This is a genomic window from Adhaeribacter soli (assembly GCF_008727925.1).
GTDB classification, from domain to species: Bacteria; Bacteroidota; Bacteroidia; order Cytophagales; family Hymenobacteraceae; genus Adhaeribacter_A; species Adhaeribacter_A soli.
The window spans coordinates 166,543-186,380 of the sequence record NZ_VTWT01000001.1; the positions used below are offsets into that span (position 1 = coordinate 166,543).

At 47.4% G+C, this 19,838-nt stretch carries 21 protein-coding genes and 1 tRNA gene; 15 read left to right on the top strand and 7 right to left on the bottom strand.

Features of this window, described 5'->3' with window-relative positions; translation table 11 throughout:
• Position 1 precedes the first annotated feature (1 nt).
• The 3 genes from F0P94_RS00630 (at position 2) to F0P94_RS00640 (ending at position 2,028) form a co-directional block, all read left to right on the top strand.
• Positions 2–1,060: a PorV/PorQ family protein gene (locus F0P94_RS00630; RefSeq protein WP_150901770.1), complete on the top strand. Its 1,059-nt coding sequence runs from the start codon at positions 2–4 to the stop codon at positions 1,058–1,060.
• Between the two features lie 95 nt (positions 1,061–1,155).
• Positions 1,156–1,629, top strand: a complete 474-nt coding sequence (gene greA, locus F0P94_RS00635; RefSeq protein ID WP_150901771.1) for a transcription elongation factor GreA — start codon at positions 1,156–1,158, stop codon at positions 1,627–1,629.
• 6 nt (positions 1,630–1,635) lie between these two features.
• Positions 1,636–2,028, top strand: a complete 393-nt coding sequence (locus tag F0P94_RS00640; protein WP_150901772.1) for an HIT family protein — start codon at positions 1,636–1,638, stop codon at positions 2,026–2,028.
• Here F0P94_RS00640 and ruvC read toward each other — a convergent pair whose 3' ends face one another.
• Positions 2,029–2,604, bottom strand: a complete 576-nt coding sequence (gene ruvC / locus F0P94_RS00645; protein WP_150901773.1) for a crossover junction endodeoxyribonuclease RuvC — start codon at positions 2,602–2,604, stop codon at positions 2,029–2,031.
• A 27-nt stretch (positions 2,605–2,631) separates the two neighbouring features.
• On the opposite strand from ruvC, the gene F0P94_RS00650 reads away from it, so the two are divergent.
• Genes F0P94_RS00650 through F0P94_RS00670 form a run of 5 tightly spaced genes read left to right on the top strand, consistent with a single transcriptional unit; the run spans position 2,632 to position 7,371 of the window.
• The gene (locus tag F0P94_RS00650) at positions 2,632–3,600 is read left to right on the top strand and encodes a lysylphosphatidylglycerol synthase transmembrane domain-containing protein (RefSeq protein WP_191906872.1); all 969 of its coding nucleotides are present in this window, start codon (positions 2,632–2,634) and stop codon (positions 3,598–3,600) included.
• Positions 3,597–4,730: a glycosyltransferase gene (locus tag F0P94_RS00655; protein WP_150901775.1), complete on the top strand. Its 1,134-nt coding sequence runs from the start codon at positions 3,597–3,599 to the stop codon at positions 4,728–4,730. The genes F0P94_RS00650 and F0P94_RS00655 overlap by 4 nt, the downstream gene beginning before the upstream one ends.
• Positions 4,723–4,980 carry a hypothetical protein gene (locus tag F0P94_RS00660; RefSeq protein WP_150901776.1) on the top strand — a complete coding sequence of 86 codons (258 nt, stop codon included), beginning with the start codon at positions 4,723–4,725 and terminating at the stop codon, positions 4,978–4,980. The genes F0P94_RS00655 and F0P94_RS00660 overlap by 8 nt, the downstream gene beginning before the upstream one ends.
• On the top strand, positions 4,980–6,155 hold the full coding sequence (locus F0P94_RS00665) for an ABC transporter permease (RefSeq protein ID WP_150901777.1): 1,176 nt from the start codon (positions 4,980–4,982) through the stop codon (positions 6,153–6,155). The genes F0P94_RS00660 and F0P94_RS00665 overlap by 1 nt, the downstream gene beginning before the upstream one ends.
• Entirely contained in the window at positions 6,148–7,371 is a 1,224-nt protein-coding gene (locus tag F0P94_RS00670; protein ID WP_150901778.1) for a PP2C family protein-serine/threonine phosphatase, read from the top strand. The genes F0P94_RS00665 and F0P94_RS00670 overlap by 8 nt, the downstream gene beginning before the upstream one ends.
• Here the strand turns inward: F0P94_RS00670 and F0P94_RS00675 are convergent.
• Together F0P94_RS00675 and F0P94_RS00680 are read right to left on the bottom strand one after the other, a co-directional pair.
• A complete protein-coding gene (locus tag F0P94_RS00675) occupies positions 7,348–8,817 on the bottom strand; it encodes an O-antigen ligase family protein (RefSeq protein ID WP_150901779.1) in 1,470 nt (489 codons plus the stop codon). The genes F0P94_RS00670 and F0P94_RS00675 overlap by 24 nt on opposite strands.
• The gene (locus F0P94_RS00680) at positions 8,814–9,947 is read right to left on the bottom strand and encodes a GumC domain-containing protein (protein ID WP_150901780.1); all 1,134 of its coding nucleotides are present in this window, start codon (positions 9,945–9,947) and stop codon (positions 8,814–8,816) included. Before F0P94_RS00680 ends, F0P94_RS00675 begins: the two co-directional genes overlap by 4 nt.
• A 162-nt stretch (positions 9,948–10,109) precedes the next feature.
• On the opposite strand from F0P94_RS00680, the gene F0P94_RS00685 reads away from it, so the two are divergent.
• The 7 genes from F0P94_RS00685 to F0P94_RS00715 all read left to right on the top strand — a co-directional run bounded on the left by F0P94_RS00685 (position 10,110) and on the right by F0P94_RS00715 (position 16,683).
• Positions 10,110–11,510, top strand: a complete 1,401-nt coding sequence (locus F0P94_RS00685; RefSeq protein ID WP_225307106.1) for an oligosaccharide flippase family protein — start codon at positions 10,110–10,112, stop codon at positions 11,508–11,510.
• Between the two features lie 98 nt (positions 11,511–11,608).
• Positions 11,609–12,667: a glycosyltransferase family 4 protein gene (locus tag F0P94_RS00690; protein ID WP_150901782.1), complete on the top strand. Its 1,059-nt coding sequence runs from the start codon at positions 11,609–11,611 to the stop codon at positions 12,665–12,667.
• Positions 12,667–13,311, top strand: coding sequence for a polysaccharide deacetylase family protein (locus F0P94_RS00695; protein WP_150901783.1), 645 nt, complete (start codon positions 12,667–12,669; stop codon positions 13,309–13,311). Before F0P94_RS00690 ends, F0P94_RS00695 begins: the two co-directional genes overlap by 1 nt.
• Entirely contained in the window at positions 13,308–14,402 is a 1,095-nt protein-coding gene (locus tag F0P94_RS00700; protein ID WP_150901784.1) for a glycosyltransferase, read from the top strand. Before F0P94_RS00695 ends, F0P94_RS00700 begins: the two co-directional genes overlap by 4 nt.
• A gap of 280 nt (positions 14,403–14,682) precedes the next feature.
• Positions 14,683–15,453: a TatD family hydrolase gene (locus F0P94_RS00705; RefSeq protein ID WP_150901785.1), complete on the top strand. Its 771-nt coding sequence runs from the start codon at positions 14,683–14,685 to the stop codon at positions 15,451–15,453.
• On the top strand, positions 15,454–16,524 hold the full coding sequence (locus F0P94_RS00710; protein WP_150901786.1) for an asparaginase: 1,071 nt from the start codon (positions 15,454–15,456) through the stop codon (positions 16,522–16,524). It abuts the gene before it with no gap.
• A 71-nt stretch (positions 16,525–16,595) separates the two neighbouring features.
• A tRNA-Ser gene (locus F0P94_RS00715) sits at positions 16,596–16,683 on the top strand.
• 408 nt (positions 16,684–17,091) lie between these two features.
• On the opposite strand, the gene F0P94_RS00720 is transcribed toward F0P94_RS00715, so the two are convergent.
• From F0P94_RS00720 to F0P94_RS00735, 4 genes are all read right to left on the bottom strand, one after another.
• Positions 17,092–17,751 carry a response regulator transcription factor gene (locus F0P94_RS00720; protein WP_150901787.1) on the bottom strand — a complete coding sequence of 220 codons (660 nt, stop codon included), beginning with the start codon at positions 17,749–17,751 and terminating at the stop codon, positions 17,092–17,094.
• A complete protein-coding gene (locus F0P94_RS00725) occupies positions 17,723–18,547 on the bottom strand; it encodes a sensor histidine kinase (RefSeq protein WP_150901788.1) in 825 nt (274 codons plus the stop codon). Before F0P94_RS00725 ends, F0P94_RS00720 begins: the two co-directional genes overlap by 29 nt.
• Complete coding sequence (locus tag F0P94_RS00730; RefSeq protein WP_150901789.1) at positions 18,514–19,173, bottom strand: hypothetical protein; 660 nt, start codon at positions 19,171–19,173, stop codon at positions 18,514–18,516. Before F0P94_RS00730 ends, F0P94_RS00725 begins: the two co-directional genes overlap by 34 nt.
• A gap of 123 nt (positions 19,174–19,296) precedes the next feature.
• Positions 19,297–19,791, bottom strand: a complete 495-nt coding sequence (locus tag F0P94_RS00735; protein WP_150901790.1) for a hypothetical protein — start codon at positions 19,789–19,791, stop codon at positions 19,297–19,299.
• Positions 19,792–19,838 lie beyond the last annotated feature (47 nt).

Sequence of the window (19,838 nt, forward strand, 5' to 3'; positions counted from 1 at the left end):
AATGAAGAAATCTATAGTATGTATGTTTTTTGCATCGTTACTGGCCGGCGCTTCTGCGCAGGCCGGTAACGATCAGAAAAAGGGGCAGGTAGGGGCGACGGAGCTTCAGATCAATCCCTGGGCCCGGAGTTCCGGTATGGCGAACGCCAATACTTCCCGCATAAGGGGAGTAGAATCCATGAACCAGAATATTGGTGGCTTATCTTTCGTAAAAGGAACAGAAATTCTTTTCTCCAGCACTAAATGGCTGAGTGGCTCGGATATCAATATCAATTCGTTTGGTATTGGTCAGCAACTTGGTGAAAGTGGCGGGGTAATGGGGCTTTCTGTAATGGCCATGGATATGGGCGATTTTAAGCAAACAACGGAAGATGCTCCTGATCAGGATATCAACTTCGGGGTGTCGATGATCAACTTAGGCTTATCCTATTCCAAAACGTTCTCCAACGCTATTCACGGCGGTATTACCGTTCGTGTAATTTCCGAATCTATTCCGGATGCTTCGGCTGTTGGCGTAGCTTTTGATGGCGGGGTGCAGTACACTACTTCTTTAGGAAAGGATTCTCTTGCTAAAGATAACCTGCATATTGGCGTAAGCTTACGCAATGTTGGCCCAGAAATGCAGTTTTCAGGAGATGGTCTGGCAGGACGTGGTACTATGAATGGTCAGACGGTAAACCGTTCGATTAACGAGCGTTCAGAGTCTTTCGAATTGCCTGCCTTGCTTAATATCGGGGTGGCGTATGACATTAACCTGAGTGCTTTAAACAGATTAACGGTTGCCGCTAACTTTGTGTCTAATACCGCTTCTGACGACCAGATCCAGCTTGGTGCAGAATATGCTTTCAACGAAAAGTTCATGGTCCGTGGCGGTTTCGATTACCATAAAGGTATTTTCGGCGATGAGCGGGAAATGGCGCATACCGGCCCGACAGCAGGCGCTACCGTGCAGTTGCCTTTCGGGGAAGACAATACCCGGATTTTCGGTCTCGATTATTCATACCGGGCTTCTAACCCATGGGGTGGCTCACACAGCGTGGGAATTAAACTAGGCTTTTAGACTAAATTTTACTATCTTTACACAAGAGAACGGTTAGCGCATAACCGTTCTCTTTGTTTTTTATTCATGATAACTCAGTAAACTTTTTAATGATAATGGCAAATATTTCTTATTACACCGCGGAGGGTTTAGCAAAACTTAAAGAAGAGTTAGCTGAACTTAAGACAAAAGGAAGGTCTGAAGTTGCCAGGCAATTGGCGGAGGCCCGTGACAAAGGTGACTTAAGTGAAAATGCGGAATACGATGCGGCCAAAGATGCGCAGGGGCACCTGGAACTTAAAATTTCGAAGCTGGAAGAAATTGTGGGCAATGCGCGCCTGATCGATGATTCTAACCTGGACCTGAACAAGGCGCTTATTCTTTCTAAGGTGAAGATTAAGAACCTGAATAATAATATGGTGCTGGATTATACCCTGGTTTCGGAAGAAGAAGCAAACCTGGCGGCCGGAAAGATATCTGTGAAATCGCCGATCGGGAAGGGATTGCTGGGCAAGGAAGTAGGCGATATTGCCGAGATCAGCGTGCCGGCGGGTAAGTTAAAATTTGAGATCCTGGAAATTTCACGGTAACTGCTTATGGCTTCGGTATTCACGAAAATTATTGACGGCATTATTCCCTCTTATAAAATTGCGGAGGATGATCGTTTCTATGCCTTTCTTGATATTAATCCCTTAACGGTAGGTCATACGCTGGTAATTCCCAAACAGGAAACCGACTATATTTTTGACCTGGAAGAAGATCTGTACGCGGATCTTCACCGGTTTTCCCATAAGATAGCGCAGGCTATTAAAAAGGTTACGAACTGCAAAAGGGTAGGAGTAGCGGTTATTGGTTTTGAAGTGCCGCACGCGCACGTGCACCTGATCCCGATGAACCATATGGCGGAAATGAATTTTGCCAACCCGAAACTGAAACTGAAGCCGGAAGAATTCGAAGCTATTGCCGAAAAGATCCGGCAGGCGCTTTAATTACTTTTTAACGATCCGGCTCGGGTTGTCGGTAAGGAAGTTTTTCCAGGATTTGGTACCGGCCTGTCCGTTATTGCCTTTCTGATAGTGGTGGCACAAAGCTACCGCCAGGGCATCCGAAGCATCGAAAAGTTTCGGCATTTCCCCTAATTTCAGAATTTGAGCCAGCATATTGGATACCTGCTCTTTGGACGCGTTCCCGTTGCCGGTAATAGATTGCTTTACTTTCTTGGGAGCATATTCTACGTAAGGAATATCGCGCGATAAGGCAGCCGCAATGGCAACGCCCTGGGCGCGGCCGAGCTTCAGCATCGATTGAACGTTGCTGCCGTAGAAAGGGGCTTCGATGGCCATTTCATCCGGGAGGTATTCGGTTATGAGTTCCTGCATCCGGTCGAAGATGTTTTTTAGCTTTACGGCGTGGTTGGTGTGATTTTTCAGGTTGATGACGTCGAATTCAAGCACCTGGGTTTTGGAGCCTTTTACCACCAGGATGGCATAGCCCATAATGTTGGTGCCGGGGTCGATGCCCAGAATTATTTTTTCCGCAAGAACGAGGGGAGAAGGTTTTATCATAAGATTTACAAAATTACAAACAAAAATTTGAATGTAGTTTTAAAAAGTAAAGGCTGGCTGGCGCTTAAATTTCTGATTTTTGCGCTGACCAGCTTTTATTTATATAAAGCGGTGCAAGGCCGTACCGATTTCTTTAACCTGCTTCAGGGCCAGACTGGTTCCGGAACGTGGATCTTTGTGGGTCTGGCAGCCGGATTAATTCTGGTTAACTGGGCGCTGGAAGCCTGGAAATGGTGGCTGCTGGCGCAAAAGATCGAACCTGTTTCCTATGCACGGGCTTTCCGTTCGGTAATGGTGGGGCTTACGTTAGGCTTTATTACCCCGAACCGGGTGGGCGATTATGCCGGTCGGATCCTGGAACTACGGAGCAAGAAACGGGTAAATGCCATAGGTGCTATTTTTCTGGGAAGGTTTGCTCAGTTGGTCATAACCCTGGTGGCGGGTAGCGCCGGTGGATTTTACCTGTTCTGGCATTTTTACCTGCCCGATTTCCCCTGGACCAAGATCGGGATCGGCTTGTTCCTGCTTTCCTGCAATTTATTCGGCCTGCTGTTTTTCTTCCGGGCTTCTTTAATTCTGGCCTTGCTGGCTTCTTTCCGGCCGGCCAGGCGCATAATCCCGTACCTGCGGGTACTTTCCCAATATACTTTTTCGGACCTGGGCTATACCCTTTTGCTAGCCTTTGCCAGGTATCTGGTTTTTGCCCTGCAGTTTGGGCTTCTTTTGCAGGCTTTCGGCATTCGGGTTCCTTTCTTTGATTTTTTCAGCTGTATTGCCAGTACTTTTTTGTTGAAGTCCATTGTGCCTTCGCTGAGCGCCATTACCGATATTGGCATGCGGGAAATTTCTGCCATGCATTTTTTCAGCCTTTTTGGCCAGCCGGAAATTAACGTATTAGGCGCGAGCCTGAGCCTTTGGTTTATGAACATTGTGTTGCCAAGCGCCATCGGGCTGATCTTTGTAGCGCGGCTTAAACGCAGAAAGGAAACCCGATGATCTGGCTGCTGACTTTTTTAGTGCTGGGGTATAGCCTTTTAATTATCGGCTTTTTAATTGGCTGGAACCGCCTGCCTGTAACTGTTTTGCCAACCGATCATAAACCGCGTACCCGGATCTCAGTAATAATCCCGATCCGGAATGAAGCAGCGAATATTCTTTCGTTACTGCAAGACCTGGAAAGGCAAACTTATCCCGCAGTACTTTTTGAGGTATTGGTGGTGGACGATTTTTCGGAGGATGGCTCTAGGGAGCTCGTCAGGAATTTTGGTTTAAATGCTAACATGCAGCTTCGGTTGCTTTCTTTGGAAAGCAGTACCGGAACGGGTAAAAAAAGTGCCGTTGCCTTTGGTCTGAGCCAGGCTGCCGGCGACTTTATTGTGCAAACCGATGGCGATTGCCGGGTGCAGCCTGACTGGCTGAAATTGCTCCAGTTTCAATACGTAAGTACGGAGGCAAAATTCATTAGCGGACCGGTTTGCCTGCAGGCTGGGAAGGCGCTGTTTGAAAAAATGCAGGTGGTGGAGTTTGCTTCTCTGATTGGTTCCGGTGCGGCGGCGATCGGTTTAAAAAAGCCGAACATGTGCAACGGCGCAAACCTGGCCTTTGAGAAAAAAGCATTTTACGAAGTTGGCGGTTATAGTGGTAACGAGGGAATTGCTTCCGGCGACGATGAATTTCTGATGCATAAAATACAAAAGCAGTTCCCGGGCAAAGTAGCTTTCCTGAAGACTCCGGACGCTGTTGTTTTTACTTCGGCCAAAAAGCAGTTACCCGATTTTATTGCCCAGCGGGTGCGCTGGGCAAGCAAGTGGCGCTTTTACCGCAACGTTCCGGCGCAGGTGGTGGGCTTGCTGGTATTCGGGGCCAATCTGGCCTTGCTGCTGGCGTTGATACTTTTACTTACGGGGCAGTTGGCGGCAATGGATTTCATGCTGATTTATATAGGAAAGTTAACTGCAGATACCGTATTTTTAGGGGTGATTTTGCGGTTTATACGCAGAATAAAATATTTATTTTATACCTTACCTTTACAGATAGTGTACGTGCCATATGTTTTGTATTGCGCGCTTGCCGGGTTAACGGGCCGCTATTCCTGGAAAGGTAGAATGCTGAATAACCGTGACTGAAATTGAATTAGACATTCTTGACGAGCTTTACTTTGTTACTTCCTTTGCCGAGGTCACCACCAACTTAAAAGTGGAGGATAAGACCTTGTGCCGGGAACTTGGCCGCTTAATTAACCGGGGGTATGTGAAATGCTTTTTCCCGGATCCGGATTCGGAAGTAGATTACCTGGCGGAGCGGTTTGAAGACGATTGTCATAAATATTTTTACCTGGCTACCAAAGAAGGTTTACTAGCCCATAATTCCCGGTAATGGCAACCCTCACCAAAAAGCAGGTAGTGCATTCTCCAGGCTATTATATCCGCCAAAGGCTGCTTCGCAACGGGCCGGCCATGCTGGGTTTGGCGCTGGTAATGCTGGCGGTATTGGTAGCGCTTGCCGGGCACCTGATTCTGCCGGATCCTACGCCCAATGCCAACGATGGCATTGTTGCCCTGCAGAAAAAGCCGGCCGGGTTTACCGTGAAGATCCTGAACCTGCCAAAAGCAGATAAACAACCCGAGGTAAATTTCCTGGAGCGTTGGTTATTTGGTGCCCCTTCAGCCTTTGAAAGTGTGCCCATAGAAAGTTATAAGCTGGAAAACGGCTTTTTGGTGGCAAGACCATACCGTTCCGGGCTGGAAGAAAATACTGCCCTACTGAAATTCCCTTTGCAACGGTTCTTTAAGGAAGAAAATGCCTCGGCCGGAGATCAGCACATTTCAGAGGCTGAAGTAGAAGAATTTATAGAAACCCGGACTTACTGGTTAGGCACCGACAAGGCCGGACGCGATGTATTGAGCCGCTTGCTTTTAGGAACGCGTATTTCGTTGGGTATCGGTTTCCTGGCGGTGCTGATCTCGGTAACGATCGGCTTGTTTGCCGGGGCACTGGCCGGTTACCTGGGCGGCCGTACCGATAAGGCCATTATGTTCATCATGACGGTAGTCTGGTCGGTGCCCGGAATCATGCTGGTAATTGCCATTAGCCTGGCCTTGGGAAGCAAAAGTGTATGGGTTTCTTTCGTAGCGGTAGGCCTTACTATGTGGGTAGATGTAGCCCGGGTAGTACGCGGACAGATTTTAAGTTTGAAAGAAAAAACGTATATTGAAGCAGCGAAGGTTACCGGTTTGCCGGAATTACGCATTATAGTAAAACATTTGTTACCGAACCTGCTTGGTCCGTTAATTGTAACGGCCACTGCCAATTTTGCTTCGGCAATTCTGATGGAAGCCGGTTTAAGCTTTCTTGGATTAGGCGTTCAGCCGCCGGCTCCTTCGTGGGGTATGATGGTGAATGAAGGATTTCAACTAATAGGTTCGAAGAACAGCCTGTTTTTAGTGCTATTGCCTAGTATCTGCATCAGTTTACTGGTGCTTGCATTTAATTTGCTCGGAAACGGGCTACGCGACGCTTATGACCCTAAAATTATCGTTACCAATGCCTGAGATTGTGGATAGAAACATTCAGCAGGAGTTAAATCTGAAGCAGCTGGAGTTAACGGCTTTACTGGAGATTACGCAGGCTATAAACAAAAACCTGCCTGAAAAGGCTTTGTACAAAATATACCACTTTACCTTACTGGCCCAGTTAAAAATAAACCGCCTTACCTTGTTTGTGCGCGACGAAGCCTGGGAGTGTAAAGTTTGCTTTGGGACCCAGACCGATTTTGTAAAGGAAGAATTACCGAAAGAGATCCGGCAGTTGCGGGAAATCACGAAACTCAGCACACTGGAGGTAAACAAGAAATGGCAGGATTTTGAAATTGCCATTCCGGTAATTCAGGATAACCGGGTGTTGGCGTTTGTGCTCATTGGCAACATTCATCCGTATTATTCCAGCTTAGGGGCACTTTCTTTTATTCAGACCCTGAGCAATATCCTGATCGTAGCCATGGAAAACCATAAGATGGCCAAGCATCGCCTGGCCCAGGAAGCCATGCGCAATGAGATCCGGATTGCCCGGGAAGTGCAGACCATGCTTTTTCCAAAATCCCTGCCCAACGATAAGGACGTAGCCGTACATGCCAGCTATATTCCGCACTCTACCATTGGCGGCGATTACTACGATTACGTGAAGATAGACGATGATCAGTTATTGCTGTGCGTGGCCGACGTTTCAGGTAAAGGAGTACCGGCTTCGCTGCTGATGTCTAATTTTCAGGCCGGTTTGCGTACCATTCTGCGCCAGACCTCCGATCTGCAGACGGTGGTTTCCGAACTGAATTACCTGATCTACCGAAATGCGATCGCGGAGAAGTTTATTACGGCTTTCTTTGGTATTTACAACCGCAAAACGCGGGAGCTGCATTACGTAAATGCGGGCCACAACGCGCCGGTGCTACTTTACGAGAATAATTCCTACCATTTGCTGAACGAAGGCTGCACTATGCTGGGAATCTTTGAGGAACTTCCGTTTATGTCAGTAACCAAGGTGCTCATTCCGCATAAATCCACGCTCATGTGCTACACCGACGGCCTTACGGAAGTGTTCAACAAAGATGAAGACGAGTACGGCCTGGAAAACGCCATTAAGTTCCTGCAGAATTCCCGGTACATGAACCTGCAAACCCTGCACAGAGAAATTCTGAATGATATTAAGGAATACAACGAAGCGGCCGGTTTCAGCGACGATATTACCTTACTTTCCTGCCGTTTCAAGTAGCGTTTCCTGCCGGCGTTCTTCCCTGGTCCAGAGGTCTAGCTTCACCAGCAGGGCTATGGAAATGTAAAAGAAAGAGCCCACTTTATCTACTTCGATCAGCTCATTCAGGGTAAGGTGGAAGATGATGACCACCAGGCATAAGCCGGCGCCGGTTATAAGGGCGCGGTATTCCGGTTTCCGGGTGCGGTGGTAAAGCGTTTGCGGTAATATGAGCAGGTAAGCCACCAGAATCAGCAAAAGTACGGCCCCGATAATGCCCTGTTCGGCAAGCTGCAGCAGAAAGTAATTGTGGGTCGTAGATTTTTCCGGGTTATCGCTTACGTAGGTCCGGAAGCTTTTAACGGTGTGCTTTTTGTATTCCGGGTAAAAAGTATTCGGGCCGCTGCCAATTAAGGGCTTATCGTAGGCCATGTTCACGGCTGCCACCCAGCGGTAAACCCGTTCCATGCCGGAAACATCCTCGAAGTTATAAGTTGCTTCCAGGTGCTTTTCAAAGTTATCGCCGTAAAAAATGGTTTTTTCGTATTCCGGCGCATACAACATGTAGGTGTTCTGGTTTATCATATAGCCTAACCCCAGAGCGGCTCCCAGGTAAGCGGTAGCCACTCCCAGTTTGGTGATTTTAAACCGGATGGCAAGGTAATAGAAAGCAGCTATGGGCAGGGAAAGCCAGGAGGCCCGGGTATAAGAAAACGCTACCCCCAGCAGCAGAATAACCAGAATAACGAGTAAGATTCCTTTCAGGCTTTTCCGTTCGAGCTGAAGTAAGGTAAATACATAGGGAATGGCCAAGGCAATAATGGCGGCGTAGATCACGTGGTTCCGGAAAAAAGGAACAACCGCCTGCTGCACGGCATCGAAGGCAAAACCCAGCAAGGCATGTTTTACCAGGGCAATGGAAACAATAAGGGTAAGCGGAACAAGGAAGATCCACAAAATTTTGCGCACATCTTTCACGCTTTTCACATACGAGCCGGTAAAGAGCAGAAATGGCACAATGTACCAGGCCTTTGCCAGCATGTATTTAACCGACTTAAGCGTGTCTACGGAATAAAGCGTGAGGAATAAAGCCCAGAAATAAAGCAACCCGGTCAGGATTATTAAGGGGTGCGAAAAAAAACGTTTATCGGGCCGTGCTCCCAGCAAAAATGATAATAGGTAGCAACCCATTAAGGCCACCATCAGAGGTTCGGTAGGCACATCTAAGGTTAAGCCGCCACCAACTGGGGTATGAATGGAAAAGGGAAGGCTGAAGATAAGCAGGTAATAAAGAATGCGGTAATTATTCAGCGCAAGAAATAAAAAAATTACCGAAAGCGGCGCCAGGAGCGCAAAAACCGTGTTCTTGATGAGCCCAACGGAAATGGCGCCGATTAAAATGGTGCCAAATGCCCAGAATACGGTTTTTTCGGAAATTTTTAACTGTATTTTGCCTGGTAAGATCATGCCGCTGCCCGGCGCATTTCCCGGTAATATAACTCAAGCAAGGCAACAAAGATAACCGAAAGAACAAAAGTCAGTACGGTGGCGGATACCACGATCAGCCAGCGGATCGGCTTTGCTTTTTTCATGGCCGGATAGGCTTTTTGTACCACATAAATGGTAGATACTTTGCTGGTTAACGAAAGTTTGGCATGGTCAAAAGCTTTTCTGGCATCGCTTAACTGGCTGCGTAAGTATCTGAACTGAAGTTCAAGGTCGGTAACCTGGTCTATTCCATTCATATAGCCTTCCAGGTTGTAGGAGTGGGTATTGGTTTTGGTAATGGCTGCCACCGCTTTTTCCAGGCCATTTACCTGAGCCTTAAGGGCAATGATTTTCGGATCTGTAGCACTCAGGCTTTTACTGAGAACTTCCAGTTCGCCCTGGGCTTTCAGCATATCCGTCTGGTTTTTCAATACGCTTTCGCTAATGGAGCGGCCTTCATTCACTAAACCATAAATAGAGTGTTTTTTCCGGGCCTTGCTTAAAGAGTCGCGGATGGCAACGAGTTTTTCGAAAATATAATCATAGCGCTGCTGCTGAATATGCAGGATCTTCTTTTGGTTTTCGAGCGTGAGCTCATAATTCATCTGGTCGATCTTATTTACCATGTCGTTGGCAATGGCAGCCGCTTTGTGCTTGTCTTCGCTGTAAAAGGTCAGCTCAATGGCGTCGCGTTCGGTCTGAACAATGTTCAGGTCGCCGATAAAATTGTCTAATACAGCTTGTTTGCTCAGATCATCGGTCATGTCCTCAAAGCCGTAATCCTTGTAGAGCTTGTATTTATAAATAATATAATCGGCTACGGGCTGCGATAAACCAATGGTGGTGATCCGGTCAATATCTTCCCGCGTACCGAATTTCTCGATCTTTTTATTTCCATCCATGATCTGGTCCGGGTCCAGGGTAGCCAGGTTGGTCGGGTAAAAGACCGTGGTAGATTTATAGACGTTTGGCAATATAAGCGAGATGATTACGCTGGCGACAAACGCTAAAAGAGTAAGACCTAGAACATGGTATTTCCACCGGTTAATGATTGGCAGCAGCCCGGTCAGGCTTTTAGGGCGTTCGGATTTTGTTTGGATTGCACTCATTGTAAATGAATATTCCTTCAAATTTACCTAAAAATCTCAAATTTACCTAAATTCCTCTTCCCGCTTTAAGCTTGTCTGAACTAGGTTGCTGTTTTCCAGTGCATAATTCCGTTACTTTGCAGCCGCAAATTCTTCAGACAAATTAAAAAGCTTCTCGGAAATATCAGTTTTATATTACTGCTCAACCTGCTGGTGAAACCGGTAGGCATTGTGGTGGAGAACCTGGTGCAGAATGAGATCGGGCACGAAGCTTACGGCTTGTTCAGTGCTCTTTTCTCGCTGGCCACCATCGGCGCCGTGTTTTCCGATCTAGGCATCAGTCAGCTGGCTACCAAAAAGATCGCCGCCGATTCCAATTACTTTTCGGCCTATTTTCCTACTGTTTTTCCGGTCAAGATCTTTCTGGCCCTGGTTTATCCGGTGGTAATGGTGGGGCTGGGCTGGGTGCTGGCCTACGATCTGCCTACCCTTTATTTACTGGCTATCGTGGCTTTTACTTTCGGCATTTCCCAGTTCATTTTGTTTTTCCGGGCTACGCTGCAGGGAAATCAGAATTTTAACGTAGATGCGGTGGGTTCGGTGGCCGATAAATTCCTGCTGGTGTTCCTGGTGCTGGCTTTGTTGCCAATAGGGCTTACGCTGGAGAATTTTGTGTATGCCCGTGCCCTGGCTACCGGTTTGGCTTTTCTGGCGCTGTACTTTCTGGTGGTTAAACTTTACGGCAAGCTGAAAATAAACCTGAACCGGCTGCACCTGCGGGAATTGCTGCGCGAAAGCCTGCCTTTTGCCCTGATCACACTGGTTTACGGCGTTAACGAACGCATCGATATTGTAATGCTTGAAAGGCTTTCTACGGCTACCGAAGCCGGACTTTATGCCGGGCCGTACCGCTGGGTGGATGCGGTAATGATGTATCTTTGGACGATCCTGCCGATTTTCTTTGCCAAGTTTGCGTTGAATATTCAGTCTAAAAAAGAACAGGAAAAATTGCTCCATTTCGGGCAGGTGGTGGTAAGCGTGCCCATCATTTTTGTTTCGGTTTTCGGGTTATTTTATGGCGAAGTTTTCTTTTTTCAGTTCAGCAACAGCACGCCGGAGGAGATCGGGTTTATGGTGCGCAACCTGCAGATCTTATTCCTGAACGTTTTGGTGCACGGTTTTTTTGCCATTTACAGTACCCTTTTAACCTCTACCAATTACGAAAAACCGGTAAGCGTGGTGGTTATGCTCAGCATTGTCCTGAACCTGACCCTTAATTTTATTTTTATCCCGGAATATGGTTCTTTAGCTGCCGCCTGGAATACCCTGCTGTGCGCTGTATTTGTTTCAGTTGGTTATTTTATAATGGTAGCCCGGAAAGCGAAGATCCGGTTACCGCTAACCCAGCTCGGAAAACTTGCCGTGCTCACCGTTTTGCTCTACGGAATATTTGCCGGCCTGCAGTTGGTTTCCGAGTGGTGGCTTTTAAATACGGTTTTTGCCGGAATTATTTTCCTGGGTTTGGTATTCTTGCTACGTATTGTTAGTTTCGCTGACCTGCGCAAATTACGCAAGCAGGATTGAGAGGAGCCCCACGGTTGAAAATTGCAGTAAATACCAGGTTTTTGCTGGCTGGAAAATTAGAAGGTATCGGGAAATTCACCCTTGAAACCTTGCGGCGCATGGTAGTAAACCATCCCGAAGCCGAATTTTATTTTTTCTTCGACCGGCCTTACGACAATCAGTTCATTTTTGGGCCAAACGTTACCCCGGTAGTGTTGAATCCGCCGGCCCGGCACCCTTTCCTGTTTTACATCTGGTTCGAAATAAGCGTTGCCAAAGCCCTGGCCCGGATCAAACCTGACGTTTTTCTTTCTACCGACGGCCTGACCACTTTAAAAACGGCCGTGCCAAAAGTTACGGTAATGCACGACCTGGCTTTTGAGCATTATCCCCAGGATATCGATTTTATTTTCAGAAAGTACCTGCAGTATTTTTCCCCGAAGTTTGCCCGCCGCTCCGAACGCATTATTGCCGTTTCCGAATTTACCCGGCAGGACATTGTAAAAACCTACGGCATCGAAGCCAAGAAAATTGATGTGGTGTACAACGATGCCAGCGCTTTTTTTGCTCCGAGTCCGGAAGCCGAACAGGAAAACACGCGCAACAAATTCAGCAAAGGCAAACCCTATTTTATTTTTGTAGGGGCCATTCACCCGCGCAAGAACTTGGTTCACCTCTTTAAAGCTTTCGATTCCTTTAAACAGCAAACCGGCAGCGAAGCCAAACTGTTAATTGTGGGCCGGAAAGCCTGGAATTCGAAAGACATAAGCAATACGTTTGAGCGGATGAAGTTTCAGGAGGATGTGGTTTTTACCGGCCGCGTAACCGATGAGGAGCTCCGGCAGCTTTACGGTGCGGGCCTGGCCAACGTGTATGTACCTACGCTCGAGGGTTTCGGAATTCCGATCGTGGAAGCCCAGAAATGCAACTGCCCGGTTATTACCTCCAACATCAGCTCCATGCCCGAAGTAGGAGGGGAGGCTGTGCTGCTGGTGGATCCGTTTAACGTAGGGGAAATTGCCGGCACCATGAAAAAAATAACTGAAGATGCTGCTTTGCGCCAGACCCTCATTTACCTGGGCCGCCAGAACCTGAAACGGTTTTCCTGGGAACGGAGCGCCGGCCAGCTCTGGGATAGCCTGATGCTGGCCACTGAATCTACCAGGAAGCCTGCCTGATGCGTTTGTTTCGCCTGCCTGAATTTATCCGGAATCTGCTGCCCCAATTGGAATGGCGCAAATCCGAAACCGAACCGGTTATTTACCTGACCTTCGACGATGGGCCGGTGCCGGAAGTAACAGCTTTTGTACTGGAACAACTCGCCCGTTTTCAGGCCAAAGGAACTTTCTTTTGCGTAGGCGAAAACCTCACGAAATACCCCGAAATCGCAAACCGGGTTCTGGAACAGGGGCACCGGCTCGGCAACCATACCTTCAACCATTTAAAAGCCTGGAAAACCGCTTCGGAACCGTATCTTCAGAACACCAAAAAATGCGCGGAAGCCTTAGTGCCCTATTTAACGCCCTCTGAAATTTCCGGGGAAGAAAAACCGCTCTTCCGACCACCTTACGGGCAAATTTCCCTGAATAAAATAAAGCAGCTGCAGCCCGATTACCGCATTATTATGTGGGACCTGCTTACCTGTGATTACGACCAGGCCTTGCGGCCGGAAGCCTGCCTGGAAGCCAGCCTGAAATATACCCGCAACGGCTCCATCGTGGTTTTTCACGACAGTTTTAAAGCGCGGCGTAACCTCGAATACGTTTTGCCCCGTTATCTGGAACATTTCCACCAGCTTGGTTACCGGTTCAGCGCCCTATGATCTTTTCTGTCGTTTTCTTTGCGGTTTACTTCAGCATTTTTGCGGTCCTGCTGCTGCTGCTTTTCCGGGAGAACTGGCAAAAAAGGGTACACTTTCCAACCGAAAAAGTAAAAGTCAGCATTTTAATTGCCGCCCGCAACGAAGCCCACAATATAGAGCGCTGCCTAAACTCCATTTTAAAGCTCGATTACCCCCAGGAATGCCTGGAAGTGCTCATCGGTGACGATGCTTCCACGGACAACACTTTTGAGGTAATTTCCAGGTTTATTTCCGACAGGCCCAGTTTTAAACTGATCTCCATTAAAGACCGGTTGGGTTGTGCGAAGGGAAAAGGGAACGTGCTGGCGCATTTAGCCCACCAGGCCACTTTCGATTATTTTTTCATTACCGATGCCGATATGGAACTGCCTGCCGACTGGATCGAAGCCATGCTGGCACGCGCCTCCCCCGGCATCGGGATCGTAACCGGCATTACCACCGTAGAAGGCCACCATTTCTTTGCCCGCATGCAGGGCATCGATTGGCTGAATGCGTTGGGAATGATCCAGGTGGTATCGGACCTGAACCTGCCGGTTACCACCATGGGCAACAACATGCTCGTTACCCGCGAAGCCTACGAAAGCACCGGCGGTTACGAGAAAATACCCTTTTCCATTACCGAAGACGTGCAATTGTTCCAGGAAGTATTGAAAAACGGCTACGGTTTTAAAAACGTTTACAGCCACCAGGTACTGGCCGTAACCATGCCCGCCCAGCGCCTTCCCGACCTGATGCACCAGCGCAAACGGTGGATGAAAGGCTCCATGCACCTGCCGCTTTACATGAAAATCGTGCTGATCGTGTACGCATCCTTTTATGCCGTCATGATACCGTTCTTTTTCCGGGTGCCGTTTTTTTACGCTTTTTCTGTGCTGTTCCTGAAGTGGCTGTTCCAAAGCATTTTTATTCAGGTTTGCTTAAAACGGGTAAAGCGAAGCGCTTCCTTAACCGAGTTGGTTTTGTTTGAAGTGTATCAGTTTTTTACCTCGGTGCTGCTCATTATTTTCTTCTTTCTGCCGGTAAAAGTAATCTGGAAAGGCCGGAAATATTAACGAACTTTGAACCGAAAACTCCCGGAAGTAAAACGGTAGATTTTAGCGGGAAAAAGTATTGGCTGAAAAGTTAGATTGTAATCGACTTTAAGTAAGCAGGTAAAGAGTCCCCCTTTTGAGGGGGTAGGGGGAGGACAGGAGATTTATCTGATTTTTAAAGAAGATCAAATAAAGTAAAAATCCTCCCCCTACCCCCTCCAAAGGGGGACCTCAAAAAAACTAGATATATCCCTTTTGAATTGTTTTACCAATTACCGGAGTACCAGAATAGTTTTTCAACATGAATTTAATAGACACCCATGCCCATATTTATGCCGCCGACTTTAAGGCCGACCAGCAGGAAACCTTGCTTCGGGCGCAGGAGGAAGGCGTAACCAAAATCCTGATGCCGAATATCGACCATACTTCGGTAGATGTGATGCTGGAAACCGAAGCCGCCCACCCGGAGCTCTGCCTGGCCATGATGGGCTTGCACCCGTGTTCGGTAAAAAAGGATTTTCAGCAGGAATTATACCGGATCGAGGACTGGCTGAACAAACGGAAATTCATTGGCATCGGCGAAACCGGCATCGATCTGTACTGGGATAAAACGTTTCTGGCGCAGCAGCAGGAAGCGCTTCAGGTGCAGACAGCATGGGCCATTCAGTTCCAGCTGCCCCTGATCCTGCATACCCGCGATTCTTTTTCGGAAACCTACGAGATCATTGCCCGCAACCAGCACGAAAATCTGACCGGTATTTTTCATTGTTTTTCCGGCACGGCCGAAGAAGCAAAAAAAGCCATCGACCTGAATTTCTACCTGGGTATTGGTGGCGTAGCGACTTTCAAAAACGGCGGCCTGGACAAAGTGCTGCCGGAAGTTCCCCTCGAAAGAATTGTGCTCGAAACTGATTGCCCGTACCTGGCGCCGGTACCGCACCGCGGCAAACGCAACGAACCTGCTTACCTGAAACTGATTGCCGAAAAAGTAGCTCAGCTCAAAAATATATCGGTGGAGGAACTGGCCGAACAAACCACTAAAAACGCCCAAAAACTTTTCGGCCTGAAATAAATGAATTACACCAAAGTAGATATCCTGACGGCAGCGCCGGAGCATCCGCAGGCCAAAGTACTGCTTATTTACACCGGCGGCACCATTGGCATGGTTTACGACGAAACCGGCCGGCACCTGATCCCTTTCGATTTTGAGCAGATCATTGCCAAAGTGCCGGAGTTGCAGCAATTCAATGTACTGCTCACCGTGCTCAGCCTGAACCAACCCATCGATTCCTCAAACGTCTCCATCAACCACTGGCTCGACCTGGCAAAAATAATTGAAGAGCATTACGCATTCTACGACGGTTTTGTGATCTTGCACGGTACCGACACCATGGCTTACAGCGCTTCGGCCCTAAGTTTCCTGCTCGAAGGCCTGGCCAAACCCGTAATTTTTACCGGTGCGCAGGTGCCCATCGGCAAGATCCGGACCGATGCCCGCGAGAACCTGATTTCGGCTCTGGAAATTGCCGCCGCCGGCGGAGCGGAAGGAAAAGTACTGGTACCCGAAGTAGCCATTTATTTCGACAACCTGCTGCTTCGCGGTAACCGGGCCAAAAAAGTGGAAAGCAGCCATTTCGATGCCTTTAAATCCGGAAATTACCCGCCTTTGGCAGTAGCCGGAATCGACCTGGAATTTGAACAGTCTCAGATCCTGAGCAAACCCGACAAGCCCTTTAAAGTACACCAACAGCTCGACAACCGGGTAGCCGTTTTAAAACTGTTTCCCGGAATTTCGGAAGGCGTGGTGCGCAGCATTCTAAAAGCCGACGACCTCCGCGGCCTGGTACTGGAAACCTACGGCGCCGGTAATGCCCCCACGGAAGCATGGTTTTTAAATGCACTGCAGGAAGCAATCCAAGCCGGCCTGGTAGTGCTCAACGTATCGCAATGTGATGAAGGCAACGTGAATCAGGGCCTTTACGAAACCAGCCGGTACCTGGAAGAAATGGGCATCATCGGCGGCGCCGACATTACTACCGAAGCCGCCATAACCAAGCTGATGTTCGTGCTGGGCTTGAACTTACCGTCATCTGAAACCCGTAAATTACTGAAGCATGACCTGAGAGGGGAAATTTCTATTTAAAAAACGCGATAGATTTTGCTTAAAAAGCTTGCAAAAGCTGAAATTTAATCTTTCCTTTGCAATCGCAATACAGAGAGGTGTCCGAGTGGTTGAAGGAGCACGCCTGGAAAGTGTGTATACTCCAAAAGGGTATCGTGGGTTCGAATCCCATCCTCTCTGCAAGTTTTATAAAACCCTGTAAGTGAATATCTTGCAGGGTTTTTTGTTTAATTATAGTACCGTCGCGCCGGTGTTTTGAACACGATTTTAAGGCGCAGGGAAAGTTCTGAATTATTATTTGGGAACAATTTATCTGATTTTAGGACCTGTCTGCCCGCATTCCTGAACACGCTGCCCAGTGCATTACCAATTAATTTTAGAAAGTGGGATAATAAATCCCTCGGCTCGGTTAAGACGGGATTACAAATCCCGTCAAGCAAATTTTAATAATTTATTTGGTCGAGCACTAGGGTAAGAAATCCCATCAATTTAATAAATCCTGAAAGTCAGGTTCAGGCAATAACCCGTCGCAATATTCTGCCAGACACTTCCTGGTACAATTCTGTAAAAAAGTAAACAACTTCTGTTTTATTCAATTTTAAAAATGCCGTTCTTAATGGCATAAATAACCAACCCTACCCGCGACTCCACTTCAAGTTTTTTGAATAGATTTTCCCTGGTAGATTCCACCACCCGGGGGTGAATATTTAACAGCGGCGCAAACGATTTATAGGGTAATTCGGTACAAGCTAGTTTTAAAAATTCTATTTCCCTTTCGCTCAGATCCGGGTGTACTTCCTTTTTCTTATGGTGTAAGCATTTTATTGCAAGCTCTGCCACTCTGCTGGAATAATAGGTGCCATCCGTTTCTAAGGTTCTAAGCGCTTTTTCAAGTTCCGAAGGATCGGTATTCTTTAAGATGTAGCCGTTTACCCCGCACCTGAGCATTCTTAAAATCGAGTTGTCATCATTGTGCATGGAGAGGGCAAGCACTTTTATTTCCGGGTAGTGTTTGGTGAGCCACTCCGCCGTTTGGTAACCGTCCATAACCGGCATGCTGATGTCCAGCAGGATGATCTCCGGTAAATTCTCGGGCGAGAGCTTGTTAACCAGGTCTTTGCCATGTTCCGCTTCCCAGACTACTGTAAATCCTTCAAAGTCGTTTACCAACTCCAGGATCCCTTTCCGAAAGAGCTTGTGGTCGTCTGCTATTACTACTTTAACGTTGGAGGGCTGGGGCGTTGTCATAGGTATGTATTTGGATCTTCGGAATTTCTAAAATTATTCGCGTTCCCCGTGAAGGTTCACTGTTAATGGAATAGGTTGCGCCAATGAGTTTGGCCCGGTATTGAAGGTTGAATGCGCCGGTACCCTGGCTGCTTTCTGCGGGCTGGGGATTAAAGCCGATCCCGTCATCCTTAATCTGGAGCAATAACTTTTCCGGCAGGTAATTCAGGCTTACTTCCAGATTGGCCGCGCTGGCATGCTTAATGGCATTGTTCAGGGCCTCTTGCGCAATTCGGAAAATGAGCAGCTTTTTATCTTGCTGCACCTCATACTCCTGCCCCTGGATCTGGAAGTTGACTTGGTGAACGCCGGATCTCCGGATAAGGTCAAGCTGGAACTGAAGCAATTCCGGTAAATGCTGGTGGTTGAGGTACTCGCTGTTCAATTGTTTGGAAAGATCCCTTAAATCCTGAATGGCTTGGTCTAATAGCTCCTTGCTGGTTGAAATCTTGCTTTCGGTTTTGGTGGCATTTGCAAGATCCAGGGTGCTGATGTTTAAGCGAACCAGGGAAAGGATCTGGCCGATATTGTCATGGATTTCTTGGGAGATCATCAGGAAGGTTTGTTCCTGCACTTCGAGTTTCGAGTGCAGAATTTCCCGGTTAAATTCGTCTTCCATGGCGGACTTTTCCAGCAGGTGCGTAAACCTTTTTTTCTGATAAAGCACCATGAAAAGGAAGATAAAAACGGCAAGGCCAAACAGCAAGACCGTGCCCGCCCCAATTACAATGAGGATTTCCTGAGCCGGCCCGCGCATAAAAACCCGATGGTGTAAAGCGAATATAAAAGGTAATTCAAAGAGTAGTTGATCACGATCAGCTTGCTTGCCAGTCCCAACTCTTCCCTCATTAAGTAATTTAAAAAGCCCATTAAGAAAAATGCCCCGCTGTAGAAAAATATATTACCCGTGCTTATCCAGAACAAAGGCGTTGCCGAAAGCTTTACGATCTCTGCCCTGGTAAGCAGGTCGTAAAAATAGCTTAAAGAACTTAGAATAATCAAGAAAGAGGCCCCCATGATGGCATAGGAATTTACGGAATCTGTTTGCTGCACAAAAACCGACAGGAAAAGGTGCGCGGCCAGGAACAAAGGAACGGAAACAGTAAGGGCTTTTTTGATCCAGGTTTTTGTGACTGCTTTCCGGTAAATAAGGGCAATTAAGGTATAGCAGAAAGGAAGGTAATAATGGTAGAGAAAATGCGTGTTTTCGGAAGCAAAAAAAAGCCGGTAAAAGGCTATGCTCTCTACCAGAAAAGTAACCCCGGTTAAAGTGGAAAAAAGGGGGGCATAACCTTCCAGGTTTTTGCGGTTAAACAAACTAGCCAGAAAGCTTGCAAATAAAATGCACAGGTAAACAGAGAATAAGAATAACAGGTGGTTCATTAAAGGGCAGTACTGGTCAGAAAAAGCGCAGGGCTAGCAATCTGTAAATTTACTAACCCTGTACCAAAGGTAAAATTTAATTGAAGCTGAATAAGGAGACTCCAATTTAGCGCGGCCATTGCGTTAGCTCTTACAGCAATGGCCGGCTAAATCGTAAAAGGAGTACACCCCTTCTTCATTAATTACAAGGTTGCCTCTCACATCACACCCTGCAATTAATACTGTTTGCGCTAAGCTTATATTTTGAATCCTGGTTTGATATTCATTGTAATCTTCTTCCGCCTGCAGGCTAACCAGTTCCCGCAATTTTAAAACTTGCCCCTGGTCAGGTAAAGCAGGATTCCCGTTTTCATCCATTGCCGTTAAGCCCAAACAAACAGCAATGTGTTTGGTAGAGCCCTTCACTGCTTCGATCAAAGCGTTCAGGTTATCGATATTGAAAAACAACACTTTGGGTTCTAGCGCTGCATTTATTCCCAGGGTTGGGCACATGTCTGAGACAGCGTTAATTCTGGCCTGGTACAAGGACATCATTAATTCAGCCGTACTTCTTTCTATCGGTTGCCCAAGACCTGCTGCAAAATTGGTAACTGTATTGTTGGTAGTAGAATCTAACATTTAAGTTTGTTGTGATTTGCATAAGTAGTTTTGTGAGCTCGGTGGTA